The 25,920-nt window shown below is 31.5% G+C and carries 29 protein-coding genes and 1 tRNA gene; 13 read left to right on the top strand and 17 right to left on the bottom strand.

The window, feature by feature from the left end:
- Positions 1 to 19: 19 nt before the first annotated feature.
- A complete protein-coding gene (locus Q4517_RS07635) occupies positions 20 to 343 on the bottom strand; it encodes a hypothetical protein (protein WP_303507942.1) in 324 nt (107 codons plus the stop codon).
- A gap of 6 nt (positions 344 to 349) precedes the next feature.
- Complete coding sequence (locus tag Q4517_RS07630; protein ID WP_303507941.1) at positions 350 to 811, bottom strand: hypothetical protein; 462 nt, start codon at positions 809 to 811, stop codon at positions 350 to 352.
- Between the two features lie 200 nt (positions 812 to 1,011).
- On the opposite strand from Q4517_RS07630, the gene Q4517_RS07625 reads away from it, so the two are divergent.
- Complete coding sequence (locus Q4517_RS07625; protein WP_303507940.1) at positions 1,012 to 1,269, top strand: hypothetical protein; 258 nt, start codon at positions 1,012 to 1,014, stop codon at positions 1,267 to 1,269.
- Positions 1,270 to 1,465: 196 nt separating this feature from the next.
- On the opposite strand, the gene Q4517_RS07620 is transcribed toward Q4517_RS07625, so the two are convergent.
- The 5 genes from Q4517_RS07620 to Q4517_RS07600 all read right to left on the bottom strand — a co-directional run bounded on the left by Q4517_RS07620 (position 1,466) and on the right by Q4517_RS07600 (position 6,539).
- Positions 1,466 to 2,332, bottom strand: coding sequence for a universal stress protein (locus Q4517_RS07620; RefSeq protein ID WP_303507939.1), 867 nt, complete (start codon positions 2,330 to 2,332; stop codon positions 1,466 to 1,468).
- A 3-nt stretch (positions 2,333 to 2,335) separates the two neighbouring features.
- Complete coding sequence (locus Q4517_RS07615; protein WP_303507938.1) at positions 2,336 to 3,952, bottom strand: BCCT family transporter; 1,617 nt, start codon at positions 3,950 to 3,952, stop codon at positions 2,336 to 2,338.
- 28 nt (positions 3,953 to 3,980) lie between these two features.
- Positions 3,981 to 5,138 carry a hypothetical protein gene (locus Q4517_RS07610; protein ID WP_303507937.1) on the bottom strand — a complete coding sequence of 386 codons (1,158 nt, stop codon included), beginning with the start codon at positions 5,136 to 5,138 and terminating at the stop codon, positions 3,981 to 3,983.
- A 302-nt stretch (positions 5,139 to 5,440) separates the two neighbouring features.
- Positions 5,441 to 5,514, bottom strand: a tRNA-Ile gene (locus Q4517_RS07605).
- A 53-nt stretch (positions 5,515 to 5,567) separates the two neighbouring features.
- The gene (locus tag Q4517_RS07600; RefSeq protein WP_303507936.1) at positions 5,568 to 6,539 is read right to left on the bottom strand and encodes a polyprenyl synthetase family protein; all 972 of its coding nucleotides are present in this window, start codon (positions 6,537 to 6,539) and stop codon (positions 5,568 to 5,570) included.
- Between the two features lie 126 nt (positions 6,540 to 6,665).
- Here Q4517_RS07600 and Q4517_RS07595 point away from each other — a divergent pair, with 126 nt between their 5' ends.
- The 5 genes from Q4517_RS07595 to Q4517_RS07575 all read left to right on the top strand — a co-directional run bounded on the left by Q4517_RS07595 (position 6,666) and on the right by Q4517_RS07575 (position 13,835).
- Complete coding sequence (locus tag Q4517_RS07595) at positions 6,666 to 7,274, top strand: TetR/AcrR family transcriptional regulator (protein WP_303507935.1); 609 nt, start codon at positions 6,666 to 6,668, stop codon at positions 7,272 to 7,274.
- A gap of 5 nt (positions 7,275 to 7,279) precedes the next feature.
- Positions 7,280 to 8,611, top strand: coding sequence for a TolC family protein (locus tag Q4517_RS07590; protein WP_303507934.1), 1,332 nt, complete (start codon positions 7,280 to 7,282; stop codon positions 8,609 to 8,611).
- An 11-nt stretch (positions 8,612 to 8,622) separates the two neighbouring features.
- A complete protein-coding gene (locus Q4517_RS07585; protein ID WP_303507933.1) occupies positions 8,623 to 9,807 on the top strand; it encodes an efflux RND transporter periplasmic adaptor subunit in 1,185 nt (394 codons plus the stop codon).
- Positions 9,808 to 9,829: 22 nt separating this feature from the next.
- On the top strand, positions 9,830 to 13,294 hold the full coding sequence (locus Q4517_RS07580; RefSeq protein WP_303507932.1) for an efflux RND transporter permease subunit: 3,465 nt from the start codon (positions 9,830 to 9,832) through the stop codon (positions 13,292 to 13,294).
- Between the two features lie 70 nt (positions 13,295 to 13,364).
- A complete protein-coding gene (locus Q4517_RS07575) occupies positions 13,365 to 13,835 on the top strand; it encodes a regulatory protein RecX (RefSeq protein WP_303507931.1) in 471 nt (156 codons plus the stop codon).
- Here the strand turns inward: Q4517_RS07575 and Q4517_RS07570 are convergent.
- Positions 13,822 to 14,346: a hypothetical protein gene (locus Q4517_RS07570; protein ID WP_303507930.1), complete on the bottom strand. Its 525-nt coding sequence runs from the start codon at positions 14,344 to 14,346 to the stop codon at positions 13,822 to 13,824. The two genes, Q4517_RS07575 and Q4517_RS07570, sit on opposite strands and share 14 nt — an antisense overlap.
- Positions 14,347 to 14,529: 183 nt before the next feature.
- On the opposite strand from Q4517_RS07570, the gene Q4517_RS07565 reads away from it, so the two are divergent.
- The 3 genes from Q4517_RS07565 (at position 14,530) to Q4517_RS07555 (ending at position 16,771) form a co-directional block, all read left to right on the top strand.
- The gene (locus Q4517_RS07565; RefSeq protein ID WP_303507929.1) at positions 14,530 to 15,495 is read left to right on the top strand and encodes an NAD-dependent epimerase/dehydratase family protein; all 966 of its coding nucleotides are present in this window, start codon (positions 14,530 to 14,532) and stop codon (positions 15,493 to 15,495) included.
- 111 nt (positions 15,496 to 15,606) lie between these two features.
- Entirely contained in the window at positions 15,607 to 16,197 is a 591-nt protein-coding gene (locus tag Q4517_RS07560) for a thioredoxin family protein (RefSeq protein ID WP_303507928.1), read from the top strand.
- A gap of 91 nt (positions 16,198 to 16,288) precedes the next feature.
- Positions 16,289 to 16,771, top strand: coding sequence for an ABC transporter ATPase (locus Q4517_RS07555; protein ID WP_303507927.1), 483 nt, complete (start codon positions 16,289 to 16,291; stop codon positions 16,769 to 16,771).
- Between the two features lie 5 nt (positions 16,772 to 16,776).
- On the opposite strand, the gene Q4517_RS07550 is transcribed toward Q4517_RS07555, so the two are convergent.
- From Q4517_RS07550 to Q4517_RS07510, 9 genes are all read right to left on the bottom strand, one after another.
- On the bottom strand, positions 16,777 to 17,313 hold the full coding sequence (locus Q4517_RS07550; RefSeq protein WP_303507926.1) for a hypothetical protein: 537 nt from the start codon (positions 17,311 to 17,313) through the stop codon (positions 16,777 to 16,779).
- A 34-nt stretch (positions 17,314 to 17,347) separates the two neighbouring features.
- Positions 17,348 to 18,040 (bottom strand): tRNA pseudouridine(55) synthase TruB, encoded by a 693-nt coding sequence (gene truB / locus Q4517_RS07545; protein WP_303507925.1) that lies wholly within the window; start codon positions 18,038 to 18,040, stop codon positions 17,348 to 17,350.
- On the bottom strand, positions 18,041 to 18,835 hold the full coding sequence (locus Q4517_RS07540; protein ID WP_303507924.1) for an undecaprenyl-diphosphate phosphatase: 795 nt from the start codon (positions 18,833 to 18,835) through the stop codon (positions 18,041 to 18,043).
- A 2-nt stretch (positions 18,836 to 18,837) separates the two neighbouring features.
- Complete coding sequence (locus Q4517_RS07535; RefSeq protein WP_303507923.1) at positions 18,838 to 19,080, bottom strand: DUF3098 domain-containing protein; 243 nt, start codon at positions 19,078 to 19,080, stop codon at positions 18,838 to 18,840.
- 7 nt (positions 19,081 to 19,087) lie between these two features.
- Entirely contained in the window at positions 19,088 to 19,966 is an 879-nt protein-coding gene (locus Q4517_RS07530) for an ABC transporter permease (protein WP_303507922.1), read from the bottom strand.
- Between the two features lie 58 nt (positions 19,967 to 20,024).
- Complete coding sequence (gene mce, locus Q4517_RS07525; RefSeq protein ID WP_125065953.1) at positions 20,025 to 20,429, bottom strand: methylmalonyl-CoA epimerase; 405 nt, start codon at positions 20,427 to 20,429, stop codon at positions 20,025 to 20,027.
- Between the two features lie 30 nt (positions 20,430 to 20,459).
- On the bottom strand, positions 20,460 to 21,002 hold the full coding sequence (locus Q4517_RS07520) for a hypothetical protein (RefSeq protein ID WP_073182101.1): 543 nt from the start codon (positions 21,000 to 21,002) through the stop codon (positions 20,460 to 20,462).
- 2 nt (positions 21,003 to 21,004) lie between these two features.
- Entirely contained in the window at positions 21,005 to 21,676 is a 672-nt protein-coding gene (locus tag Q4517_RS07515) for a hypothetical protein (protein ID WP_303507921.1), read from the bottom strand.
- A gap of 62 nt (positions 21,677 to 21,738) precedes the next feature.
- The gene (locus Q4517_RS07510; protein ID WP_303507920.1) at positions 21,739 to 22,332 is read right to left on the bottom strand and encodes a DUF2589 domain-containing protein; all 594 of its coding nucleotides are present in this window, start codon (positions 22,330 to 22,332) and stop codon (positions 21,739 to 21,741) included.
- 400 nt (positions 22,333 to 22,732) lie between these two features.
- On the opposite strand from Q4517_RS07510, the gene Q4517_RS07505 reads away from it, so the two are divergent.
- The 4 genes from Q4517_RS07505 (at position 22,733) to rbfA (ending at position 25,898) form a co-directional block, all read left to right on the top strand.
- Positions 22,733 to 23,425: a hypothetical protein gene (locus tag Q4517_RS07505; protein WP_303507919.1), complete on the top strand. Its 693-nt coding sequence runs from the start codon at positions 22,733 to 22,735 to the stop codon at positions 23,423 to 23,425.
- Positions 23,426 to 24,031: 606 nt separating this feature from the next.
- Complete coding sequence (locus Q4517_RS07500) at positions 24,032 to 24,781, top strand: sensor histidine kinase (RefSeq protein ID WP_303507918.1); 750 nt, start codon at positions 24,032 to 24,034, stop codon at positions 24,779 to 24,781.
- Between the two features lie 55 nt (positions 24,782 to 24,836).
- Positions 24,837 to 25,481, top strand: coding sequence for a response regulator transcription factor (locus Q4517_RS07495; RefSeq protein WP_320243541.1), 645 nt, complete (start codon positions 24,837 to 24,839; stop codon positions 25,479 to 25,481).
- A 21-nt stretch (positions 25,482 to 25,502) separates the two neighbouring features.
- Entirely contained in the window at positions 25,503 to 25,898 is a 396-nt protein-coding gene (gene rbfA / locus Q4517_RS07490; protein ID WP_115899957.1) for a 30S ribosome-binding factor RbfA, read from the top strand.
- Positions 25,899 to 25,920 lie beyond the last annotated feature (22 nt).

Below are 25,920 nucleotides of genomic sequence, written 5' to 3'. Positions count from 1 at the left end.
TATTCATCGTTTTTTAGTTTTAAAAAATTAAAGTTTTTATTGTACTTACGATAGTATTAAGAACTTTATTTTTAAAATGACCTAAGCTTATTTTTGAAATACCAGCAGCTTGTAAAGCCTTCATTTGAAATAAATCCTTCTGGCTTTTTACTAACCATTCAAAATCTTCTGCGGTAAGTTTTCCTTGCGCTAATAAAGACGTCCATCTTTCTAGTTTGTCTTTTGAATCATTCAAGAATAGTTCAATGTCTTTTTTAGATTCTTGTGAAAACTCACTAAACTTATCACTAAATAAAGAGATTAGTGATTTTTTTAATTCTTGTAATATTTTTTCGAAATCCATAGCGTATTAATTGTTTGAAAGAAGTTCTAGTAATTTGTTTTTTGTGGCAGGTTCTTTTTTGCTTTCGTATTCAAGTAACAGATTAAATGCCTCAGTTATTTGCCCTTTAGCTTCCGTGATAAAAAAGGGTGAAAGTTTATTTTTTTCTTTCCATCGTTTTAAAAAACCTGCAAGTAAGTTTTTGTCTTGGTTGGCTAATAATAACCACATTTTATAGGTTATCTCATTGTTGGGTTTGTATTTTTCGTATTCAACAATTTTAGCAATTTCATTATGTAATTTTTCAATTTCGGTAATATTTTCTTGGTAAGAGCTTTCAGCTTTTTCGATAAGCTGATTAGCATCTATTTTTATTTCAATAGTTTTTTGAAATGAGTATTGGTCGTAAGGGGCTGTTTTAAGAATACTGCAAGAAGAAAGAAAAGCAGTAATAAACACTAAAATAAAGAAGGGTTTGTTGTTTTTCATTAGATAGTTAGATTAATTTTTAAGTAAGTAAATTTAATGCTTTATGAATAAAAATAAAGAGAAAAAACACCCAGAAAAAAGTAGTGTTTTTCAGGAGTAACTACCATAAAATGTTATTGTTTGTTTGGTTTTTATGATAATAATTATGATAGTCAATGTGTTATGTTCGTATCTTTGAGTAGAGTGTAAATTAATAAGTTATGGATATATCAGCCTTTTTACTAAAGTTTTGGGGATGGTACTGTATTATTTTCTTCTTTGTGTTAAGCTTTAATCCTAAAAGAATAAAACAAATAGTAGATAATTTGCAAGATGCGCGGTTTTTAATTATTCTCTCGCTCTTTGCAATTATAATAGGGTTACTTAATGTGTTGGCTCATAATATATGGGAAGCAAATAGTAAACTGTTGGTGACTCTGTTTGGTTGGTTAGCTTTAATCAAGGGTTTTTTTTTCTAAACAAACAATTAAATTACTAAAACAAAGTAATATGAAATTTATACAGGGAGCTTACTTGTTATTATTCTTATTAGGTATGTTTTTGTTGAATGAAGCCTATGGAATTGTTCCTTTTTAAATTGAAATAAAAAGATTAAACCAATGAATAGGAGATAAAAAACGGAGCTGATATTCAACTCCGTTTTTTATAAATTATTTATGAAGCAATGTAGCGCTTTACTACCCACAAAGGAACATGTAAATCATGAGTAAATAACTCTTCAGTAACACTTCCTACTAAAAGAGAAGTAAAGTTATTGTGCCCTTTATCTGCTACAAATAAAATATCAGTTTTTTCTTTCTCTGCAACAGCCCTTATTTTTTCAGGAATACTGTCATCACCAGCTGAAGCCTTTAAAGTTTCTACATTTGAAGCTTTTACTTTATTAAGTAACTTTTTAAACTGTAACCCAACATGTTTTTCTACTTTCTCACGAGCCTTATCTACTTTGATATATGGGAAAAACAATTGAGGTATTTTAAAAACATTTAATATTTTCAAAACAGATTCTTTCTTTTTGTTAATAGATGAAGCAGTGTTAAAAGCTTTAAGAGAAGCTGAAGAAAAATCGGTTGCGACCATAAGATTTTCAGGATTTAAGTTTGCTTCCTTAGGAATGGAAAGAATATTACATTTTGCCATTCGTAATAGTTTTCCTGAAACCGATCCAGATCCTTTGTAGGTGTTTTTATTCCCTAAAACGATAAGGTTAGCATGGTATTTATTGGCTACATAGCTGATTAAGCTTTCTGTATAAGCATCATCAGAAACTAATAATTCATAATTACAATCAGCATCAAAATGTTTACTAATGCTATTGTCTAACTCTTCTTCAATAATATCTTCAATGCTTATGTTTTCTAACTGTTCAGAAAATAAATTACTTATTTCATACTTTTTTACATTATGAATAAAATATACATTTTCTGTTTCATGATTTTTTGCAAGCATGCTACAGTATTTAATAAGTGTAACATCTAGTTCAGAAAGGTCTAAGGCTACTAGTATATTTTTAATTTTCATAATTTAAGGTTTTTGTTTTTTCGAATCTATTAATCTTTTTACAGTTTCTTGGTATTCTTCCTTCTCTTTTTGATTTAAGCGTTTAAGATGCTCTTTGTAATCTTCTTTTAATCCTTTAAAAAGAGAATAACACATTAATAACAAAAGTAAGGTAAAAGGAAGCCCTGTGGCAATAGATGCTGTTTGAAGTGCCTTTAAACCACCTCCTAATAGTAATACAGCAGCTACAGCACCTTCAGCAAGAGCCCAAAATATACGTTGCCCAACAGGAGCGTCGATTTTCCCACCAGAAGTTAAGCTATCAACTACCAAAGAACCAGAATCTGAAGAAGTAACAAAGAAACTAGCAATAAGTATAATTGCAATAATATTTAAAGCCATTGAAAACGGGAAATCTTCTAAAAACACAAAAAGGGCAGTAGCAACATTATCGTTTACACCATCTGCAATAGTAGGGTCTCCTCCTAAAATTTCGTGTAAAGAAGTTGCTCCAAAAGCAGTAATCCAGAATAAGGTGATTAATGTAGGAACAATTAATACTCCAAGAATAAACTCTCTAATAGTTCTCCCTTTAGAAACACGGGCGATAAACATACCTACAAAAGGAGACCATGCAATCCACCATCCCCAATAAAAAATAGTCCATGAGTTTTGCCATTCTGTTCCAGAATAGGCTTCTGCCCAAGTAGAAAGGCTTACCAAATCATTTACATAACTACCTGTATTTTGTACAAAGGACTTTAAGATGAAAATAGTAGGCCCTAAAATTACCACAGCGAGCAATAGAAGTACAGCAATACGCATATTCATTTCACTTAAGAACTTTACTCCTTTGTCAACTCCTGAAACTACAGAAATGGTGGCAATTAACGTAATTCCGACAATTAACCATATTTGTAGTGAAATTCCTGAGTCTAAACCAAAAACATGTTCTAAACCAGCAGCAACTTGCTTAACACCCAGTCCAAGAGAAGTTGCTAATCCAAAAACAGTAGCCAAAACAGCAAAAATATCTATAATATCACCAATTCTACCGTAAATCCTATCTCCTAAAAAAGGATAAAAAACAGAACGAATTGTTAAAGGAAGTCCTCTAGAGTACGTAAAATACGCTAACGATAAACCTACTAAGGCATAAATACCCCAAGCATGTAACCCCCAGTGTAAAAAAGTAACGTTCATAGCTTCTTTAGCAGCAGCGGCAGTATTTGGGTCAGCCATAGGAGGTGAAGATAAATGATAAACAGGTTCAGCAATACTCCAAAAAAGTAAACCAATTCCCATACCAGCACTAAAAAGCATTGAAAACCATGAGGTAGTTGAGAATTCTGGTTTCGCCTTTGCGCCTCCAATACGTAAAGTTCCATATTTACTAAAGGCTAAGTAAAGCATAAAGGCAACAAAAATGTTTACGGCTAAAATAAATAACCAACCAGTTTTGTTTGCTATGAAATTTTGTGCTGTATCAAAATATGTTTGTGCCCTTTCTTTAAATAGTAAAGTTAAAGCTACACTTAGTATAATTACTATTGAAGAAGTGAAGAATACAGGTCCGTTAACTTCGAGTCCAAAGATTGATTTTCGCTCGTCACTTCTAATTATTTTTTTTGCTTTCTTCATGTGTTAATGTTTTGTGCTATGTATTCTATTAAAAATAGTATCCGATATTTATGTTAAACCTCATGTCCCAATCAGCATTAGGTGTTCCGTTGGCTAAAGCATTTGTCCACACTGGGCCTAACCAAGGATGGTCTTTTCCCGCGGCAAAATCTATATAAGTATACACATTACCAGCTGTTACTAAGAAACCAAATACATTCATTAAACTGTCTTCAAAGTTTTCAGCTGCTTTATCCATGTAACCAAAATCATTATATACTTGTATGCTAGAGATAGGTTTCCATTTTACAGGAAAAGTATAAGCAGCACCTAAAGTATACGTTGTTGCTTCTGTAGCGGTAAGGTAAGGAGCTCCATAGGCAGTTAAAGCGATAAGATCGCTATAGGTAGTGTTTTTAGTATTGTACTTGTAAGTAGATACTTGTGCTTTTAAATCAAAGTTTTTTACGTTTAATTGGTAATGTAAGGCAAAAGCATGGTGACTTGAAGTATCTTCAGTATCTAAATTATAAAGCCCTCCATATTGAGCAGAAAACCCTATTTGGTGCTGTGTGTTTTTACTTCCGAAATGATAAATTACTTTACCATTTAATTGGTTTGTTTCCTTATATCTTAAATCAAGGTTTCCATCTCCATCAATGTCTATAGAGGCAACATCGTAAGAGTATCGGCTATTAGAAACATTAGAGTTGCTTCCGAAATTAAGTTCTTCAGCATTTTTAAAAAAAGCCAAGGCATATTCCCATTTCTCTCCTTTATGGGTAAATTTTACTCCCATATCATGGTCGTCTTCTAGTCCTAAATAATAATTAATACCAAAAAACCAACTATGAGAATTGTATTGAGTAATACCAAAAGGCACTTGTGTTAATCCTAATTGAATATTGTCTTTTTCGTTAAAGTCGTACCCTAACCATCCTTGTTTTAGCATACCGCCTCCAAAACTTTGTGAGTAAAAGCGATATTCAGCATTTAGCTTTATTCCTTTGTATTTTGCTTTAGCGTTAATTCTAAAGACGTCGAAGCCGAAATCGCCTCCACGCTTTTTTTGACCGTCTTTCCAAGAAGATAGGTTATAGTTAAATCGTAGTGCTCCGCCAATTTTAACCTCAGGCTTTTCTTGTGAAAACATAACTGTAACAAAAGAAAAAGCAACTAAGACTAGGCTTTTTTTTGTGAAATTCATTGTTAATTTTAATAAATGTGAAGAAAGCGTACTCGTAAAAGCACATTTTCAAGTGAAAGGGTAAGAGAAGCCTCTTTTTAGCTTAAAAAAAGATGATTATTTTGAAGGAGGAATGAATTTATCTGATTGATTTCTAAAAACTAAAAAGTTAAAACTGAATATTCGTTTATTCTTTTTGTCTTTGAGTTTTTTTATCATAAGGCTACAAAGGTACTGATTAAAAAGGAGGTTCAAAAGAAAAATTTTGTAGAAGTAAATAGAAAAGCACCTACAAATAATATGTAAGTGCTTGAGTTTAAGAGTGGTCCCACATGGGCTCGAACCATGGACCCCCTGATTATGAGTCAGGTGCTCTAACCAACTGAGCTATAGGACCAGTTAAATTTGGATTGCAAAAATAAAAACTTTTTTAAATAAACACCTATTTTTTTACACTTTTCTACTCATTAAATTTTTGCCAAAAGTACGTAAACCTTCTTTATGTTTACCAGAAATGGTAAGATAACTTAAGCTTTCGAAAGACTTATCTGTGTAGTACTCAATAAGTTTGTGGGTTTCTTTCGGGATGTTGTTTTTCTTAAAAATAGCTGAAACAGTAGTCACTTTTTCAGTGTTATTTTTTTGTTTTTTGCTGTAAAGATTTAGTAAATTTTCTTTGTCAGCATCATTAGCCACTTCTAAAGCCTTTAAATAAAGAAATGTTTTCTTGTTTTCAATAATATCTCCACCAACTTGTTTTCCAAAAGATTCTGGGTCGCCAAAGGTATCTAGATAATCATCTTGTAGCTGAAAAGCAATTCCTAAGTTTAAACCGTAATTATATAAATGTTGCGCTTGTTCTTCATCAGCTTTAGCAACAATAGCCCCCATTTTTAAAGCAGCAGCAACTAAAACAGATGTTTTTAACGTAATCATTTCAATGTATTCATTAATGGTTACATCATTTCTAGTTTCAAAGTCAACATCTAACTGTTGGCCATCACAAACCTCTAAAGCAGTTTTGCTAAACAATTGTGCGAGCTTTCGAAAAACTTCAGGTTCATAATTTTCAAAATATTGATAGGCCAAAATAAGCATAGCATCACCAGATAAAATACCCGTATTTATATTCCATTTTTCGTGTACAGTTTCCTTACCTCTTCTTAAAGGTGCATCATCCATTATATCATCGTGTACTAAAGTAAAGTTATGAAAAACTTCAACAGCGAATGCAGCAGGTAATGCCTTTTGATAATCGTTTGAAAAAACATCAGCAGCAATTAAGGTTAACATCGGGCGAATTCTCTTGCCTCCTAATCTTAAGATGTAATCTACTGGTTCATAAAGGTTTTTAGGTTCTCTTGAGAACTTCTGAGATTCTAAAAAAGCTATAAAGTCTGATTGATATGATAATATGTCCAAATCTGAAAATTTTTGTAAAAATAAGGTAAACATAAATTTTAGCTACAACGTAATGTTAAAAAAAGATTAAAACTCTGGAAACTTTTTTTGTTTCTAGAGTTTCCTGTTGTACATTTGCAAACAATTATGAGAGATAAAATAATTAATAAAGCAGGAGAAATGTTTTTAACCTTAGGGTTTAAAAGCACAACGATGGACGATATAGCGAAAGAACTTGGAATGTCTAAAAAAACATTGTACAAGTATTTTTCAAATAAAACAGCTTTGGTAGATGCCAGTACAGAGTCGGTTCATAATACAATTAGCGAAACGATTGATAGAGTTAAAAGTCAAAATTACAATGCCGTAGAAGAAGAATTTGCAGTGAAAGCAATTTTTAAAGAAATGTTTAAAAATGCAAAAACTTCACCAATGTATCAGTTAAAAAAATATTACCCAGAAACATATACAAAGTTGGTAGAACGTGAGGTGTGTATGTTTAGAGATTGTAATGTAGATAACTTGAAAAAAGGTGTTGAGCAAGGTTTGTATAGAGCCAAGATAAAAGGAGAACTATTAGTCAATTTTTATTTCACACTAGTCTTTGGTGTGTTTGAAAGTGAATTGTATAGTAATGATATGCAGGAGGTTATGGAGATTGAGTATGAAATTTTAGAATATCATATTAGAGCAATAGCTACTCCAAAAGGAGTACAAGAATTAGAAAAACAATTAAGAAAAATAAATCAAAACTAAAAACAATGAGGAAATACATATATGGTGTATTTGTGTTCTTTTTTACGGGATATATAATTGCTCAAGAAAAAGAAATGAGTTTATCAATGCAAGAAGCAATTGATTATGCTATAAAAAACAGTTACGACAATAAAGTGTCCTTAAACGATATAGAAGCAGCAAAAAAGAAAAAGTGGGAGACTACGACTATAGGTTTACCACAAATTAATGGAGTTGTAGATTATCAAAACTGGTTAAAGCAGCAAGTGCAATTGGTTGATTTTAATAGTGATGGGGTGGATGAAGAACTTATTTTTACGAAAAAACAAACAACTAAAGCATCTGTTACTTTAAGTCAATTATTATTTGATGGTTCGTATTTGGTAGGGTTACAATCAGCAAAAACATATTTAAAAATCTCTGAACAAGCAAAAGAAAAAACAGAACTAGCAACACGTGAAGCTATTATTAATGCGTACGGTAATGTGTTAGTTACTGAAAAATCAATTGATATTTTAGAAAATAATAAGAAAATACTTGAGAAAAACTTAAATGAAACTCAAAAAACCTACGATAATGGGTTAACAGAGTTAGAAAACGTAGAGCAATTACAAATCACTTTAGGAAACGTTGATAGTAACTTAAGAAATGCTGAACGATTAAAAGAAATAGCATATCAAATGTTAAATGTTTCTTTAGGGAATTCAATTGAAACTAAATTAACATTAACCTCTACACTAGATAATTTAGTTGTTGATAATACTGATTTGAGCTTATTAGCTACTCAATTTAATATTGATAATCATATTGATTTTAAAATTGCTCAGAATGACAGGGAAAGTAAACGTTTATTGATGAAGTTAGAACAAAGTAAATATTTACCAACATTGTCAGCTTTTGTGAATTATGGTGTGACAGCTTTTTCTGATTCATTTACTTTTTTAGATAGTAATCAACGTTGGTTGGGGTCTTCTTTGTTAGGAGTTAGTTTAAACGTACCAATTTTTAGTTCTTTTGGAAGAAACTCAAAAGTGAAACAAGCAAAAATAGCATTAGAAAATGCAGACATTCGATTAGAAGAAGCAAAACAAAAGCTAAACTTACAGGTAGAGAGAGCTAAGAGTGAGTATCAATTAGGAATTGAAAATCACGAAACAGCTAAGAAAAACTTAGCACTAGCTGAACGAATAGAAAAAAAGCAACAAGTAAAGTTTTTTGAAGGAATTTCTTCAAGCTTTGATTTGCTACAAGCACAAAACCAGTTATACACACAACAAAATAATTACGTACAATCAATGTTAAACGTAATTGCTAAAAAAGCACAATTAGAAAACGCATTAAACATACCACTAAAATAAAATCAACTATAATGAGGAAAATATATTCACTATTCGCCATTACATTGCTTTTAGCCTCATGTGGAGGTAAAAAAGAGCAGTCTATACAAGACGTAATAGCATCTAACGATTTAACTAAAATTAGAGAGAAAAAAGCATCGTTAGATACACAAATGCAAACACTATCTGATGAAATAAAGATTTTAAATGATAAAATTTCTGAATTAGATACCAATAAAAAAGTTCCTTTAATTACAGTTCTTTCGGCAAAGAAAGAAGCTTTTAATCATTATTTAGAACTACAAGGAGCTGTACAAACAAAGCAGAATGTACTCATCTATCCCGAAATGCCAGGGCTTTTAACCCGCATTTATGTAAAAGAAGGACAGTATGTTAAAAAAGGACAAACTTTAGCAAAAATTGATGATGGAGGTTTAGCTAATCAATTAGCACAGATTGAAGCACAAGCAGCATTAGCAGAAACAACGTATAAGCGCCAGAAACGTTTATGGGATCAAAAAATAGGATCAGAAATTCAGTTTTTACAAGCAAAAACTAATTATGAAGCACAAACCAGTGCTGTTAGTCAGTTAAGAAGACAGTTAGCAAAATCAGTAATTACAGCACCTTTTTCAGGAGTAATTGACGATGTAATAAAAGAGCAAGGAACTGTAGTGGCGCCAGGAATGGGGTCTGAGATTTTTAGAATAGTAAACTTAAAAAACATGTATATCGAAACAGATGTGCCTGAAAGTTATATTACATCTATTAAAAAAGGAAAAAATGTTGAGGTTGAGTTTCCTGTATTAGGAGAGAAGTTAACTTCTAAAATCCGTCAAGCAGGTAACTTTATAAACCCAGCTAACAGAACATTCAAGGTTGAAGTTGAAGTTCCAAATAAAGATGGAAGCATAAAACCGAATTTAACAGCGAAGTTAAAAATCAATGATTACTCTAATGAAAAAGCAATTTTAATTCCTCAAAGTATTATTTCAGAGAATGCTAAAGGTGAACAATATGTGTATGTGGTAGAAAACATAAAAGATCAGGTAGGAACCGCTAAACAAATAATTATAACTACAGGGAAAACGCAAGGAGATATTATTGAAGTTTTAAGCGGAATTGAAAACGGAACAAAAATTATTGAAGAAGGAGCTCGTAGTGTAAAAAACGGACAAGAGGTTAAGGTATTAACTCTTTCAAAAGAAGCAAAGTAACACACCAAAAACTATCCGTCTAATGACTGAAAAACAAAAAAAACAAGTAGATAAAGAGTTTGGTTTATCCTCTTGGGCAATAAATAATAAAACAACTATCTACGTAATGATGGTTATGATACTTATAACAGGTATTTCTGCCTTTTTAAGTATGCCAAGAGAAAATTTCCCAGAAATTAGAGAAACCAAAATTTATATAAGTTCTCTGTATCCAGGAAATACAGCTGAAGACATAGAGAAGTTAATTACCGATCCGTTAGAAGATAGACTTAAAACGGTAAGTAATGTAGTAGAAATAACCTCTACATCTCAAGAAGACTACTCAATGGTGGTTGTTGAGTTTGATGAAAACATATCAGTAGATCAAGCTAAACAAAAAGTAAAAGATGAAATAGATCAAGAAACGTCTGGAGAAGATTGGCCCACGTTTAACGGAGCTAAAGTAGAACCAAATGTTTTTGAACTAAGTATTTCTGAAGAAATGCCAATTCTAAATATCAATATCTCGGGAGATTACCCAGTAGATAAATTAAAAGAATTTGGTGAGTATTTGGAGGACGAAATTGAAGATTTACAAGAAATAAAAAAAGTAGATATCCGTGGTGCTGAAGAAAAAGAAGTTGAGGTAGCAGTTGATATTTACAAAATGATGGCAGCGCAAGTAAGTTTCCAAGATGTAATTAATGCAATTAATGGAGGAAACTTAACAATGTCTGCAGGTAATTTAATTGCTAGTGGACAACGACGTACTGTTAGAATTTTAGGAGAGATTGAAGATCCGCAAGAATTACAAGACTTTGTCGTAAAATCAGAAAAAGGAAACTCAATTTACCTTAAAGACATAGCAAAGGTTTCTTTTAAAGATAAAGATAAAACTACCTATGCACGTGAGTTTGGAGAAGCAGTAGTAATGCTGGATGTTAAAAAACGTTCAGGAAAAAACATGGTGGAGGCTGCTGAAAAAATACAGAAAATTGTAGAAGCTACCAAAGCTAACATATTTCCGAGTAATTTAAAAGTAACCATCGCTAACGATCAATCTTCAAAAACTATTGGTCAGGTAGATGATTTGGTAAATAACATCATCTTTGGGGTTATCCTAGTAGTTTTAGTATTAATGTTCTTCTTAGGGTTCAAAAATGCCCTATTTGTTGGATTTGCAATACCAATGTCAATGTTTATGTCATTAATGATATTGAGTTGGCTAGGATACACTATGAATACTATGATTCTTTTTGGATTAATTATGGGACTGGGAATGTTAGTAGATAACGGTATTGTAGTTGTTGAAAATGTATACCGTTTAATGGATGAAGGGATGCCAAGAATTGAAGCAGCAAAAAAAGGAATCGGTGAAATAGCATTTCCAATTATTATCTCAACAGCAACAACAGTAGCAGCATTTATTCCTTTAGGAATGTGGCCAGGAACTATGGGGCAGTTTATGATTTATTTTCCTGTAACATTATCTGTAGTATTAGGTTCTTCGTTATTTGTGGCAATATTTTTTAACTCGGTGCTAGTATCTAAATTTATGAGTGTTGAGGATAAAAATATGCCGTTAAAGCGGATTATTATTTTATCAGCTATAATGGCAATAATAGGTTTATTAATAGCCTTTTTAGGAGGGACTTATAGAGCTTTGGGTACGGTGATGGTATTTACAGCTATTATGTTATGGGTTTACCGATTAGCGTTACGTCCTTGGGCAAATCGTTTTCAAAATACAGTGTTACCGCGTTGGGAACGTTTTTATGAGAGAATGTTAAGAGCTGCCTTGAGAGGTTGGAGACCGTACATTATTTCTTTAGGTACGTTAGTTTTATTATTTGTTGCTTTTGGAGGATTTGGAGCTTCAATAGGAAGTCAGCGCACAAAAGTTGAGTTTTTCCCAGATAATACACCGAATCAGATTATTGTGTATATCGAATATCCACAAGGAACTGATATAGAAAAGACAAATCTGATTATGAAAGATTTGGAAGAACGCGTGTACAAAGTGTTAAATTTACCAGAATACATAGATAATGGTTATAATTTCTTAGTAGAAAGTGCGGTATCTCAAGTAGGAGCAGGTTCAGGTAACCCGCAAACTGATGGAGGTTCAACAGCAGAAATGCCTCATAAAGGAAAAATTACGGCTTCAATGCGTGAGTACAAATTTCGTAGGGGAGCAGATAGTAAAGAGTTACAAAGAAAAGTAACCGAAGCATTAAGAGGAATTTACCCAGGGTTAGAAATTTCAGTAGAAAAAGAAGCAGTAGGTCCACCAGCAGGATATCCTATCAATATTGAGTTAGAAGGAAATGATTATGCAGAATTAATCAATACTGCTGAAAAAATGCGTGATTTTATCAACTCAAAAAGTATTGCAGGAATTGATGAGTTAAAGATTGATGTAAACAAATCTAAACCATCAATGTTGGTAAATGTTGATCGTAAAAAGGCAGGAGAATTAGGGGTAAGTTCATCACAAGTAGGAAATCAATTGCGTAATGCTATTTTTGGATCTAAAGCAGGTATTTATAAAGAAGATGGTGATGATTATGATATTTACGTTCGTTTTAATAAAGAAAACAGATATAATAAAAGCGCGATTTTCAATCAGAAAATTACTTTTAGAGATATGTCTTCAGGAACAATTAAAGAAATTCCTGTATCAGCAGTAGCAGAACAAACAAATACCTCTGGGTTTAGCGCTATTAAACACAAAGATGTAAAAAGAGTGGTAACGGTATATTCAGCTTTAGCTCCAGGATATACAGATGCAGCAGCCATTGTATCACAAATCCGAAATGAAATGAAAACGTTTACTGAACAACCAGATTCAGTAAAAGTTGATTACACAGGGCAAATAGAAGAGCAAGAAAAGCAAATGGCTTTTTTATTGAAAGCATTTTTTGGAGGGCTAGGATTAATTTTCTTGATTTTAATTTTCCAGTTTAACTCTGTTTCTAAGCCAGCAATCATCATGCTAGCAATCTTCTTAAGTTTAATAGGTGTATTTGGAGGATTAATTATTACGGCAAAACCATTCGTAATTATGATGACTATGATGGGGATTATTTCGCTAGCGGGAATTGTAGTAAATAACGGGGTAGTACTGCTCGACTATACTCAATTACTAATAGATAGAAAGAAAGTAGAGCATGGGTTGTCTTCTGATGATTATTTAGATGTAAACACTTTAGGAGAAGCTGTGATTAGAGGAGGTAAAGCACGTTTACGCCCAGTATTATTAACAGCAATAACAACTATTTTAGGATTAATTCCATTAGCAACAGGGTTGAATATTAATTTCTTTACCTTAGCTAGTGAGTTAAATCCGCACATATATGTTGGAGGGGATAATGTGATTTTCTGGGGTCCATTAGCGTGGACTGTTATTTATGGATTATTCATAGCAACCTTCTTAACATTAATTGTAGTACCGATATTATTCTACTTAATCACTAAGTTTAAAATGTGGTTACGTAGCGTTTTATAATTGATTTTTTGTTAACTGTAAAAAGGGTTAAAAGTAAGTTTCTTTTAACCCTTTTTTATATTTTCGTGCTATGAATAAACCCGTTTTTACAGTTGAAGAAATAAAAAGAAAGATTGAGCAGTATTGTGTGTATCAAGATCGATGTCATAAAGAAGTAGAGAAAAAACTTAAAGATTATAGCTTAATTCCAGAAGCAAGAGAACATATTTTATTACACTTGCTAGAGCATAATTTTTTAAATGAAGAACGTTTTGCGAAAAGTTTTGCTAGAGGGAAATTCAGAATTAAAAAATGGGGAAAAGACCGAATCGTTAGAGAATTGAAATTTAGAGATATTTCTGCTTATAATATAAAGTCAGCCTTAAAAGAAATAGATGAAGAAGAATACATTAAAACTTTATACAATTTGGTGGAGAAAAAAAATGAATCAGTTTCAGAAACCAATCACTTTAAACGAAAAAAGAAAATTGCTGACTATCTTTTATACAGAGGGTTTGAAAGTAGTTTAATATACGAAGCCTTAAAAACTATTGATTCTTAAATAGGCTATCAAGATTTATTTCACTATCAAACTTTTTCTTAGTGTAAACTGTATTAATCTTATCATTAACACTACTAAAAAGCATCATAATTTTTTCAACCTGACTGTTAACTTGGTGTGCTGAAATAGATGGAATAAAGGTCATATCAGCTAAACGTAAAGTTTCATTTTCAAAAACATTAATACGAGCTTTAAAAGCAGGTGTTTTAAGTATTTCAATATTTAAACTATCTTTAAATTGCTTAGTAAGTGTCTTTAGTTCTAAAGCATTATTTAAAGCCTCAATAGGAGTAGTGTTTTTTAATTCTTGTAAAAAATCTTCAACAGTAAAATATTCTTTCCAAGGTTTAATTTCGTCAATGTACTTTTCGTTTATTTCAGAATAATCAGTATGCTTAACCGAAATATTCATTTCAGTTTTAGTAGGTAACACTTCCTTTTGTTTTTCTTTTTTTTCACAAGAAGTAACTAAAAAAAATAATGAAGCAATAACAAATAAAAAACGACCCATTTCAATAAAATAATTAGGGGATAAAAGTACATATTTTACTTGGTATTCTTTACAGAATTAAATTAGAAGTTTGAAATCAGTAGATTAGCTATCTCTTTTGTAGATAGTTAAAAAAGAGCAAATACTTTTTGCGAAATCTTAAATTTAATAACTTTGCAAACATCTATTTTTGAATAATTTAAAATGAGTGAAACGATATTAATTTTAGGAGCTTGCGGGCAAATAGGAACAGAATTAACCCAAAAATTACGTTCTATTTATGGGACAGATAATGTAATAGCTTCCGATATTAGAGAAGGAAATGCTGAAATGATGAGCTCAGGGCCTTTTGAAATCATTGATGCTACCAATCAAGAGCAAATTTTAAGTGTTGTTCAAAAATATAAAGTAACCCAAGTGTATTTAATGGCTGCAATGTTATCAGCAACTGCAGAAAAGTACCCATTAAAAGGCTGGGATTTAAACATGACTTCGTTATTAGCGGTGTTAGAGTTAGCAAAAGAAAAGCATATTCAAAAAATATATTGGCCTAGTTCAATGGCAGCTTTTGGACCAACATCACCAAAAATGAATACACCACAGCAAACCATTATGGAACCTTCTACGGTTTATGGAATAAGTAAAGTAGCAGGAGAGCATTGGTGTAATTATTACCACGATAAATATGGGGTAGATGTACGAAGCATTCGTTACCCAGGAATTATAAGCTGGAAAACCTTACCAGGTGGAGGAACTACCGATTATGCTGTTGATATTTATTTTGATGCTTTAAAAAAAGGAACTTTTGAGTGCTTTTTATCAGAAAATACACGTTTACCAATGATGTATATGGACGATGCTATCAATGCAACTGTACAGTTAATGCAAGCGGATGAAGAAAATATTAAAACAAGAACTTCATACAACTTAGCGGCAATTAGTTTTACCCCAGCTGAAATAGCGACTGAAATTAAAAAATACATTCCAGAATTTACCATAACGTATAATCCAGATTTTAGACAAGTGATTGCTGATAGTTGGCCTCAAGTAATTGATGATTCAGCGGCAAGAAAAGATTGGGGATGGAGGCATCAGTTTGACTTAGCTTCTATGACTAAAGATATTATTACCAATTTACAAGCTAAAACTGAAGAGTCAGCAGAAGTGTAAGGTTGTATTTATGTTTTCGTCTATGTTATTCAAGTTTTATAGTGAATTGTAACTTGGGTTACCTAAGGTTTACTATAGATAAAATACTTTTGTAATAACAATACATTTACGATGAAAAAAATTATCCAAAATAGCTTAGAAAAGGCGCTCTCTTACAGTGAATATAGAGATTTAGTAAGTGACTTATTAGCACAAGGAAAATCTACTGGACCTAATCAATCAGATGATTTATTAAACTATAGTAAGTTAAATGATAAACGTATGAAGCGTTTAGACAAAACGGTAAAACTTACTGAAGAAACGCTTGCTAAAATTAAAGATGTAAAAGAACCACAAACTTGGTTAGTATTAACGGAAGGATGGTGTGGTGATGCAGCACAAAACTTACCTGTAATTAATAAAATAGCAGAAGAAAATCCAAACATCAATTTAAAACTAGTTTTACGAGATGAAAACCTAGAGTTGATGGATGAATTTTTAACAAATGGAGGAAGATCAATACCTAAGTTAATTGCTTTAAATCAGGAGAACGAAGTAATCAACACATGGGGGCCAAGACCTACCACAGCAACTAAAATGGTTGTTGATTATAAAGAAAAACATGGTAGCTTGGATGCTGACTTTAAAACAGATTTACAAGTTTGGTACAACAAAAATAAAGGAGAAAATACACAAGAAGATTTAGTATCAATGCTTCAGTAATAAAGTACATAAAAAAGCTAGAAATTCCCCTTTTTGTTTTTGTTAAAAAGGGGAATTGTTTTCTGTATCTTTGCGTTCATAAGGAATAAATATGTTTGTAGAATTCAGTAGTTTATCAGAAGAGGCAAAAGTTTGGGTATATCCATCAAGTCGAAAATTTTATCCGCAAGAAATTGACGGACTAAAAGAAAAGTTACAAGGCTTTATTGATGGATGGAAGTCTGAAGATACTGACTTCAAAGCTTCTTTTGAGCTGAAATATAATCGTTTTATTATCTTTTCTGTGGAAGAAGGTTTAATATTAACGAATGCAGATATTGATAAACAAGTAGCATTTATTTTACAACTACAGCAAGAATACGAAGTGGAGCTGTTAGATAAAATGAATGTGTGTTTTAAGCAAGGAGAATTTACTCAGTACAAAGACGTCAAAGAGTTTAAAAAGCTGCTTAAAAAGAAGTCTGTATCAGCTAAAACAATAGTTTTTGATAATTTAGTACAAACTAAAGTAGAATTAGAAAATTATTGGGAAGTACCAATTACAGAAAGTTGGTATAGTAGATTTTTAAAATAATTTTTTTAAAAGAAAGAAAAACCAATACCGATAGACACACTATCTAAATGACCGTTTTTAAAGTTTTGAATAGCTTTTTTGTGATAGTCTAAACGTACAATAGTATTCCACCTACTTGCTCCCGTTACTTGTACCCCAACCCCTAATCCGTAGTAATTACCATTTTCATATTTAGAAGAAGGTCTCCACATTTTCCCTTGGTTATACTCAATGAAAAAATTATCGTTGTCTTTATCAACAATATTATAACGTAAGCTACCGTATAAAGGGATAGCGTTGATGCCAAATCTAAAGTGATGGTCAAAACCAGCATTTATACCAATTTGCCAACGCCTGTGAAGTTGATATCCAGCACCTAGGCGAATTAAAAGAGAAGCAGGTTCTAAAAAAGATTCATCATCATCAGGGTCTAATGTATAATTTTCATTTATAGCGAATGTTGTGCTAATACTTCCTGTAAAATAAGGTTTTTTGTAGTTTTCTTGAGTAAAAGTGAATTGAGCTGTTAATAGAATGATTAACAGAAGTAATTTTTTTTTCATAGTAATAAATAATTTTCGATTTGATAAGTAAAAATTATTCCATTTCTAAAGAGTTGATAAACTCATCAACACTCTGAGCATTATCAACTAAAAAATCTCCAATCTTAGTTCTTCTTAAAACAGATAAATGTGCTCCAGAATTCAACGCTTCTCCGTAATCGTTGGCAATAGAACGAATATAAGTTCCTTTACTACATACAATTCGGAATTCTACGTTAGGTAAATCAATATTGGTGATTTCAAATTCATTGATTTCAACTTCACGAGCTTTAATTTCGGTAGTTTCACCTTTTCGAGCTAATTCATATAAGCGCTTTCCGTCTTTTTTAATCGCAGAAAAAATAGGTGGCTTTTGTTGAATTTTTCCTGTAAACTGCTCAGTAGTTTTGTGTAGTAATTCTTCCGTAAGATGTTCCGTAGGAAACGTTTCGTTAATTTTTGTTTCTAAATCGTAACTAGGTGTGGTAGCACCAATAACAAATGTACCCGTATATTCTTTTACCTGTCCTTGATATTCGTTAATGTTTTTGGTCTGTTTACCAGTGCAAATAATTAGCAAACCAGTAGCTAGAGGATCTAGAGTTCCAGCATGCCCAACTTTAATTTTTTTGATATCAAAACGTTTACGAATATGCCAACGTAGTTTGTTTACGACTTGAAAAGAAGTCCATTCTAAAGGTTTATCAATTAATAAAACTTGTCCGTTTTTGTAATCTTCTGCAGTCATCTAAAAAAATAAAGAATAGCCAATGGCAATTAAACCTACAATAGCACAGTATAAAGAGAAATAAGATAACTTACTCTTTTTAACTAAGGCTATCATCCAAGTACATGCTAACAATCCAGAGATGAAAGCAGCGATAAAACCAGCTGATAATGGAACAATTTCTGAACTCTGAAAATTAATGTCTCCACTTAAAATATCTTTAGCTACTTTTCCTAAAATTAACGGTACAACCATTAAAAAAGAAAAACGAGCAGCTTTGGTTCTGTCTACACCTAATAAAACTGATGTTGAAATAGTAGCTCCTGAACGTGAAATCCCAGGTAACATGGCAATTGCTTGAGAGACTCCTATAATTACAGAGTTCTTAAAAGAAACACTTTTATTAGTGTTCTTAGCTTTATCAGCCAATAAAAGCAATACAGCAGTTACTAAAAGCATAAAACCTACTAATAAAATTTTTCCTCCAAAAAAAATTTCCAACTCCTTTTCAAAGGCTAGACCTACAATTACAGCAGGAATCATAGAAAGAATAATTTTCACAGAAAACTGCATTTCCTCATTCCATGTAAACTGAAAAAGCCCTTTAAGAATTTCAGCAATTTCTTTTCTAAATACTACAATAGTACTGAGTGCTGTAGCAGCGTGTAGAACAACAGTAAATGTTAGGCTTTCTTGAGGTACAGAAGTATCTCCAAATAAAGCTTTTGCTAACTCTAAATGACCACTAGATGAAACTGGTAAAAATTCAGTAAGTCCCTGAATGACTCCAAGGATAATTGCTTCTAATAAATCCATGTTTATTTTTTAGGATTGGCAAAAATAGCATAAATTTCTATACCCAATCCGATAATTACTAAGGTAGGAGCTAAACGAATCCTACGCCAACCATATATTTCAGAGTTGAACACGTTAGGGTCGTCGCTACCGCCACCTGCCATTAAAATAAACCCTAAGGCAATTACAGCGATACCAATAAGCATGATGATATAATTTCGCTTACCGAATAGAAATTCTTGTTTTGATGAATTATCTTTTTTCATAAATAATTTAGTAATACAAATCGTTGGTTTGTAAGTTTAAGAATCGTTGTGTAGCAAAGAAGGTGCTAATCCATGTAATAAAAAATGCAACAAGTATAACTCCTCCAGCTACATACCCTAAAGCAGCATAATCTGTAAGTAGTTCTAATGTAGGGATATATTTGTCTACATAATAAATTAAAACACCCAATCCACTTATAGATATAAAAGCTCCTAGTAAACCTAGTTTGATACTTTGCCAAATAAAAGGTCTACGAATAAAACTCTTAGTGGCACCAACCATTTGCATGGTTTTTATGTTGAATCGTTTTGAGTAGATTGATAATCGGATAGAGCTGTTAATTAAAATAATAGCAACTAACCCAAAAAAACCACTTAATACCAATAACCAAAAGCTAATGCGTTGGATGTTTTTGGTAAGTAATTGTACCAATGGTTTGTCGTAACTTACTTCGGCTACAAATTTATTTTTATCAAAAGACTTTTCAAGTTCACTCATTTTTTCAGGAGTCACAAAATCTGCTTTCAAGTAAATGTCTATTCCATTTTTTAACGGGTTGTCTCCCAAAAACTGTAAAAAATCTTCACCTAAATCTTTTTTATATTCTTTGGCAGCGTCTTCTTTAGAAATATAGACTACCTTGTTAACAAACGTCTCTTTTTTAATTGATTCTTTAAGACTTTTAATGTTTTTATCAGCTACTTCATCTTTTAAGAAAAGCGTCATAACTACTTTTTCTTTAAAGTGGTTTGCAACTTTTGTTGATTTTAAAAGAACTAAACCTAAAACACCAATCATAAAAAGTACTAAAGCAATACTTACTACTACTGATATGTATGAAGATTGTAATCGGCGTTTTTGAAAAGAATCAAAAGAGGTTGTCATTAGTAAATACTGATTTTAAGGCGTTGCAAGATACAAATATTTAATTTTTAAACTGTTCCTATTCTTCTATCTCTTGGCATAACTCAATAAGTACACCATTGGTAGTTTTAGGATGCAAAAAAGCTACTAGTTTATTATCGGCTCCTTTTTTAGGAGTTTCATTCAAAACAGTAAAACCTTCACCTTGTAAACGCTTAATTTCTTCTTTTATGTTATCAACAGCAAAAGCAATGTGATGAATTCCTTCTCCTTTTTTTTCTATAAACTTGGCTATAGGGCTGTCAGGTTTCGTAGCTTCTAATAATTCAATTTTATTAGGACCAGATTTAAAAAACGAAGTTTTTACTCCTTCGCTAGCAACTTCTTCAATTTTATAATGTGATTCTCCAAAAAGAGAAGCAAATAATGAGTTAGATTTTTCTAAGTCTTTAACGGCTATACCAATATGTTCGATTTTGTTCATAAGGTAAAAGTAAAAAATATAGCGAACTATTTATAAACTTTCTATTGCTATTTTTTCAGCCATAATAATAAGTACGTCTGATTGATTTATCATTGAAAGTATTTGTGAACTAATCCCTTTAAGTTGTTCATGATTGCAACAAAACCTCCAAACTTGTTCTAGGAATTGCGTAAAATCTTCATTTGTGTCGTATTTAAACTGCTTGGTTTGGTAAATTACTGCTAAAAGTTGCTCTATCAAGGTTGTTGAATTATCTAAAATAGTAGCATAGGGAGTGTATACTTCCCATAAGTCTTGTTGAGCTTCTGTTAATGTTGAAGCTCCTAATTGTAGAGTCTCTTTTTTCTTATTTCTACTATTTGGGATGAATGAACTTAACATGGCTCTTTTAACTGCAAATTTGGATGAATCTGGTAAGTTAAGTGCTTTTAATACTTCTTCTGTAGCTAACAACCAATTGCGAATATTTTTAGCGCTTTGTGTATTTTTTTTCTCAATTTGATTCGCCAATTCATGTATTTCATTCAATTGAGTTTTGAGTTGATTGGTTATTTTTGTAATTGATTTTCTCATAACTATTCTGGTAATAATTTGGTTTCTCTTACACCATCTTCATTTTCTGAAGTATACCACTCCATGCCTTCTTCATTTAAAGTCATTTTAATCTGAACTATATTTTCAGGTTTGATTTCGTTTAGTTTATGAGCTTCTACAATAACTTTCGTGTTTTTTTGTGTTATTTGTCTACTTTTAATAGATGGTCTTAATTCTGAATTAAGTTTTTTAACTAATATGTCGTAACTTACTTTTTCATTATAAATAGAGATAAACTCTTCAGATAATTGTTGTGAAAACCTTGATAATACAGGGTCGATTTCACCAGTTGCTTTTATGTTTTTTTCAAGTTCATCTGTTCTTTGTGCTATTATTGAGCGAAGCATAGTAGATGTTTTTCTGTCAAAAGAAGTAATTTTTGAAGCATCTTTTAAAATTGTATAGGCTTGTGAATTGAAAGTAACATTATCAATAGGTTCGTAATCGGCTTCATAAGTCTCTTCTAATTCTCCAATCGCTACAGGAATGGTGAGTTCAATATTTTGTGCTTTAAAACGAGGAATAGAAAAATGTTTCAAGAGTTCATGGCGTGAAAACTTCTCAGCAATCTCTAAAGATTTCAAATCAGACATTAAACGTGCTTCTGCAATGCTGGTGGCGATTCCCCCTAAATATTCATTTAAATTTACCATAATAAAAATTTTTAAAAAGAGGTTGTACGGTTTGGTACGGTACAACCTCGTAGTTATGAATGTTAAGCTACAGCAGCAATACTGTCCTCTAGCATATTTAAAATTCTACTTAATCCTTCAGGTAACTCGTCGTTTACGGCACGAACTTTTACCCCAAGATTATATGTTTTATCAACCTTAACGCCTTGAGATGTGTTTCTTTTGTATGAAGCAGAAGCTTTAAAGTTTACAATTTTGTAATTGATTCCTAATTCTGCACTAGCTGCAAACTCAGACGATACGTTTCTTGTTTCAGTAGAACTCAAGCGTGCATTAAAATCAATGTTTACTTCATCAATACGAATTGATGGAATGGTAAGCATTGTTAAAAATGGTACTTTGATTTCAATTTCGCTTTTTATGAATTTTAGATTGTCAGGACCAATGGCTTCATTTGGATCGTAATCAGGGTTAGGTACTGACTTTTCATATTGAAAATCAACATAACGTAATGAATCTGGATTAGTAGGGTTATTGTCTTTTTCAAAACCTACTTCTTTAATAAAATTTACAGTGGCCATTGAAGCTGCTGTTTGTGCTTGTATTGCAGCCTGTAAAGGACCCCCAACATATACGTTGAAGTCTAAACTGTTTAATTCTGGAACTAAATTTGGCATATTTTTTATTTTGTGTACCTACTCTGTTTATAATTAGGCTTTTCGGTGTTCGCCTAGTATTTCGAAATAACTGAAGGCAAAATTGAAATAAACCTGAAGTATATTTTCGAGGAGTATAACTGTAAAAACATTGTAATAATCCTAGGTTTTTAAGAAGGTTTTTCCCTTTGTAAGCTTTAGGGAATAAAAAATGAGATTTATTAAAAAAAAACAAGAGTTTATGTCATGAAAAAGCAATAGTTAAAACATTTGTAGAGATAAGGGGTTTTTCCTGTTTGTGGGTTGTTGTATGTTAAGTAACTAGTTGATAACTGAGGCTTTAAAGGGTTTCTGAGTAATTCCGTTTTTTTTATTAAGAAATAAGCCGTTATATTTAGAAAATCAAAAAATCAATTTTATTATGAAAAACACTAACCAACTTAAATTATTATTGTTAACTCTTGTAATGAGTTTTGCTATTTCATGTGATAAGATAAATGGAAATAAATGTGACTGTGACGATTGGCAGTCTCAAGTGCCAGAAGGTACTTTTTGTTACTCTGATGAAGGAAGAACAAAAGAAATGTTAAACTATAAGGAAATCATTCAAATGCTATCAAGCTATGATAGAACAAGAATTGCACCACTAGAAGAGGCCTTAGGCTATGAAGATACACGTGCTAACACATTTGACTTTGTACAATTTAAAAAGTATTTGGGACACGTAGAAAACCTTAGTAAGAAAGCAAAAATTAAAATTACGGGAATTAGTTTTATCTCTACAGCTAAAGAAAATCATAAAGATACAGGGAATAGCTATAGCAGTCTAATTTATATTCCTACGACTACAGTTAATGGCAAACAAATAGCTTTTGACCCTGTACAATCTGCAAAACAAGGAAAATTAGTAACGTTTAAAGAAATGCTAGAAAAGCATGGATACAAATGGATATATAATACAAAAAAAGAGTTTGAGAAGGGGAAAAGAGATGATTACAATTATAGAATTAAAACAGTGAGAGAAAACAAAGCAGGGTTTATGTTTGCTTCACCTCAAGATGATGAATTATTAAGTGGAGCTGGGAATCAAGGAAGTTTAGCTCCACCATACTAAACGAAAAAAAAAATTAATGAATCTATTTAGTTTTCCTTTGTACCTGTATTCAGAGTTTCTAGTAGCTTTACTAAGCTGTGTTTTTTTTCTAAAAAAGAAAACAATCTTTATAAAGCTATTAACTCTATTTCTTGTGATTACATTTTTTGTTGAGCTAGTAGGTTGGGAGTTAATTAGATTAAAAAAGCCTAATTTTATAATTTATCATTTTCATTTAATTTTTGAACACGTTACGATTTTCTTTTTATATAGAGTTTTATTAAAAAAAAGTAAATATCTAAAAATTTCATATATCTTACTTTCTGTTCTAGTTTTTTTGTGGGTTATTACTTTTTTTGATAAAAACTATATATACTATACTAGTATAGTTGGTTCTTTTAATGTAGGGGTTATGATATTTCTATATTTAAGAGAACTATTATTGTCAAATGAGATATTAAGTTATAAAAAATTACTGCCTTTTTGGGTATCCGTAGGATTTCTTGTTTTTCATTTACCGGCGATTCCCTTTTTTAGTTTTTGGAGTTACATGAAAAATAGAGATTTATTACCAATTTTACACTCGTTAATTGTCTTGATGAATATCATTATATCTTTTGGATTACTATGGAGCAACAAGAAGGTAGAATATTAATTGTTACCACAATAGTAATTGTTATTATTATTGTTTTTTTGGTGACATTGTTTACGGTGTTTCAACGCCGTAAGAATAAATTGTTGCAAGAGCGAGATAAAAATAAAAAACGTTACGAACGTGAAATTGCTGAGACTCAAATAGAAATAAGAGAAGAAACTTTAAGAAATATTAGTTGGGAGTTGCATGATAACATAGGGCAACTCCTAACATTAGCAAAAATACAATTACAACATGCCTCTCCAGAAAATATGGGAGAAATCTCTGAAATTATAGCAAAAAGCTTAACAGAAGTAAGAGCCTTATCAAAAATAATTAATCCTGATTTTATTAATAACATAAAATTAAGAGAAGCTTTAGAGTTAGAGATTGAACGATTTAATAGGTTGAATTATATCGAAGCAAGTTTAATAGTAACAGGAGAAGAACAAGAGATAAATCAAAAACATGGAATAATTATTTTTAGAATTCTTCAAGAGTTTTTTTCTAACACGATAAAGCACTCTAAAGCATCTAAATTGGAAGTTTTTTTAAGCTATAAAGAAGATTCAATAGAGGTAAAAGCTCAAGATAATGGGGTAGGTTTTGACATGGAAAGAGCCAGATTAAAAGGTTTAGGACTACAAAATATAAAAGCAAGAGCAAAGCTAATTAATGCAAAGGCAAAGTTTACGTCAGAGCCGCAAAAAGGCACGAGTTTAATAATAAATTATTATATTTAAAGAACCTTAGTGTATTTCCCCAACAACTAATTAACTAAATATAACCTAAGAAATCATGAAATACTCAGTTGTTGTTGTAGATGATCATACGTTATTGTCACAAGCTATCGAAGGTATGGTAAACACTTTTGATAAATTTAAGGTGCTTTATACTTGCAAAAATGGTAAAGAAGTCGAAGAAAAGTTTTTAGCATCGCCTAAAAATATACCAGATTTAGTTTTAGTAGATGTAAATATGCCGGTGATGAATGGTATTGAAACTACAGAATGGATAGTGAATAATTATCCACAAGTTCATGTTATGGCATTGTCTGTAGAAGATACAGATGGAACTATTTTAAAAATGTTAAAAGCAGGTGCTGTAGGGTACTTGTTAAAAGATACCAAAAAAGAAATTCTAGAGAAAGCACTGTTAGAAATGATGGATAGTGGATTTTATCATACTAGGAATGTTACCACTCTTTTGTTAGATTCAGTTTCAGGGAAAAATTCAAGAAATAACTTTGCGTTTAAGGATAATGAAATAACTTTTATGAAGTTAGCGTGTTCTGAATTGACGTATAAAGAAATTGCAGAAAAAATGTTTTTAAGTCCAAAAACTATTGATGGCTATCGAGATAGTTTGTTTACGAAACTAAACGTAAGAAACAGAGTTGGCTTAGTTATGTACGCCATAAAAAATAAAATTTACACTCCGTAATTTTATCCTTAAATTTGCAGCATGGAAGAAACAAATAGACAACGAAAAATAGCAGGAGTGTTGCAACAGGATTTGGTAGACGTTTTACAACGTGCTGCTCAAGATGGAATGAAGGGGGTGATTATATCGGTTTCTAAAGTTTCGGTTACTGCAGATTTAGGGGTGGCGAAAGTATACTTAAGTGTTTTCCCTTCTGATAAAAGAGACGAAATTATTAAAGGAGTGGTATCAAATACACCTTTAATTCGTCATGAATTAGCACAACGAACAAAAAATCAATTACGAAGAATGCCAGAACTGTTGTTCTTTGGAGATGATAGTTTGGATTATATTGAAGATATTGATAAGTCTTTAAAAGGAAAAGATGTAGATCCGATAAAAAACCCAGATGTTTTACCTCGTCGTCAAAAACGTTAATAATTTTTGTTACATTGGCTAG

This window comes from Tenacibaculum sp. 1_MG-2023, assembly GCF_030547425.1.
GTDB lineage: Bacteria > Bacteroidota > Bacteroidia > Flavobacteriales > Flavobacteriaceae > Polaribacter.
Note: the sequence above shows the minus strand (reverse complement) of the source record. Positions and strands in the feature narration are given on the sequence as shown.

Excerpts from the sequence above, each read along its gene's own strand:
- Q4517_RS07505 (WP_303507919.1), top strand. The coding sequence starts at position 22,733 with ATGAAAAACACTAACCAACTTAAATTATTATTGTTAACTCTTGTAATG.
- Q4517_RS07565 (WP_303507929.1), top strand. The coding sequence starts at position 14,530 with ATGAGTGAAACGATATTAATTTTAGGAGCTTGCGGGCAAATAGGAACA.
- Q4517_RS07615 (WP_303507938.1), bottom strand. The coding sequence starts at position 3,952 with ATGAAGAAAGCAAAAAAAATAATTAGAAGTGACGAGCGAAAATCAATC.
- Q4517_RS07625 (WP_303507940.1), top strand. The coding sequence starts at position 1,012 with ATGGATATATCAGCCTTTTTACTAAAGTTTTGGGGATGGTACTGTATT.
- Q4517_RS07635 (WP_303507942.1), bottom strand. The coding sequence starts at position 343 with ATGGATTTCGAAAAAATATTACAAGAATTAAAAAAATCACTAATCTCT.
- Q4517_RS07550 (WP_303507926.1), bottom strand. The coding sequence starts at position 17,313 with ATGAAAAAAAAATTACTTCTGTTAATCATTCTATTAACAGCTCAATTC.
- Q4517_RS07575 (WP_303507931.1), top strand. The coding sequence starts at position 13,365 with ATGAATAAACCCGTTTTTACAGTTGAAGAAATAAAAAGAAAGATTGAG.
- Q4517_RS07510 (WP_303507920.1), bottom strand. The coding sequence starts at position 22,332 with ATGCCAAATTTAGTTCCAGAATTAAACAGTTTAGACTTCAACGTATAT.
- mce (WP_125065953.1), bottom strand. The coding sequence starts at position 20,429 with ATGAACAAAATCGAACATATTGGTATAGCCGTTAAAGACTTAGAAAAA.
- Q4517_RS07570 (WP_303507930.1), bottom strand. The coding sequence starts at position 14,346 with ATGGGTCGTTTTTTATTTGTTATTGCTTCATTATTTTTTTTAGTTACT.
- rbfA (WP_115899957.1), top strand. The coding sequence starts at position 25,503 with ATGGAAGAAACAAATAGACAACGAAAAATAGCAGGAGTGTTGCAACAG.
- Q4517_RS07500 (WP_303507918.1), top strand. The coding sequence starts at position 24,032 with ATGGAGCAACAAGAAGGTAGAATATTAATTGTTACCACAATAGTAATT.
- Q4517_RS07530 (WP_303507922.1), bottom strand. The coding sequence starts at position 19,966 with ATGACAACCTCTTTTGATTCTTTTCAAAAACGCCGATTACAATCTTCA.
- Q4517_RS07620 (WP_303507939.1), bottom strand. The coding sequence starts at position 2,332 with ATGAAAATTAAAAATATACTAGTAGCCTTAGACCTTTCTGAACTAGAT.
- truB (WP_303507925.1), bottom strand. The coding sequence starts at position 18,040 with ATGACTGCAGAAGATTACAAAAACGGACAAGTTTTATTAATTGATAAA.
- Q4517_RS07585 (WP_303507933.1), top strand. The coding sequence starts at position 8,623 with ATGAGGAAAATATATTCACTATTCGCCATTACATTGCTTTTAGCCTCA.
- Q4517_RS07580 (WP_303507932.1), top strand. The coding sequence starts at position 9,830 with ATGACTGAAAAACAAAAAAAACAAGTAGATAAAGAGTTTGGTTTATCC.
- Q4517_RS07540 (WP_303507924.1), bottom strand. The coding sequence starts at position 18,835 with ATGGATTTATTAGAAGCAATTATCCTTGGAGTCATTCAGGGACTTACT.
- Q4517_RS07595 (WP_303507935.1), top strand. The coding sequence starts at position 6,666 with ATGAGAGATAAAATAATTAATAAAGCAGGAGAAATGTTTTTAACCTTA.
- Q4517_RS07555 (WP_303507927.1), top strand. The coding sequence starts at position 16,289 with ATGTTTGTAGAATTCAGTAGTTTATCAGAAGAGGCAAAAGTTTGGGTA.
- Q4517_RS07515 (WP_303507921.1), bottom strand. The coding sequence starts at position 21,676 with ATGGTAAATTTAAATGAATATTTAGGGGGAATCGCCACCAGCATTGCA.
- Q4517_RS07610 (WP_303507937.1), bottom strand. The coding sequence starts at position 5,138 with ATGAATTTCACAAAAAAAAGCCTAGTCTTAGTTGCTTTTTCTTTTGTT.
- Q4517_RS07495 (WP_320243541.1), top strand. The coding sequence starts at position 24,837 with ATGAAATACTCAGTTGTTGTTGTAGATGATCATACGTTATTGTCACAA.
- Q4517_RS07520 (WP_073182101.1), bottom strand. The coding sequence starts at position 21,002 with ATGAGAAAATCAATTACAAAAATAACCAATCAACTCAAAACTCAATTG.
- Q4517_RS07560 (WP_303507928.1), top strand. The coding sequence starts at position 15,607 with ATGAAAAAAATTATCCAAAATAGCTTAGAAAAGGCGCTCTCTTACAGT.
- Q4517_RS07590 (WP_303507934.1), top strand. The coding sequence starts at position 7,280 with ATGAGGAAATACATATATGGTGTATTTGTGTTCTTTTTTACGGGATAT.
- Q4517_RS07535 (WP_303507923.1), bottom strand. The coding sequence starts at position 19,080 with ATGAAAAAAGATAATTCATCAAAACAAGAATTTCTATTCGGTAAGCGA.
- Q4517_RS07630 (WP_303507941.1), bottom strand. The coding sequence starts at position 811 with ATGAAAAACAACAAACCCTTCTTTATTTTAGTGTTTATTACTGCTTTT.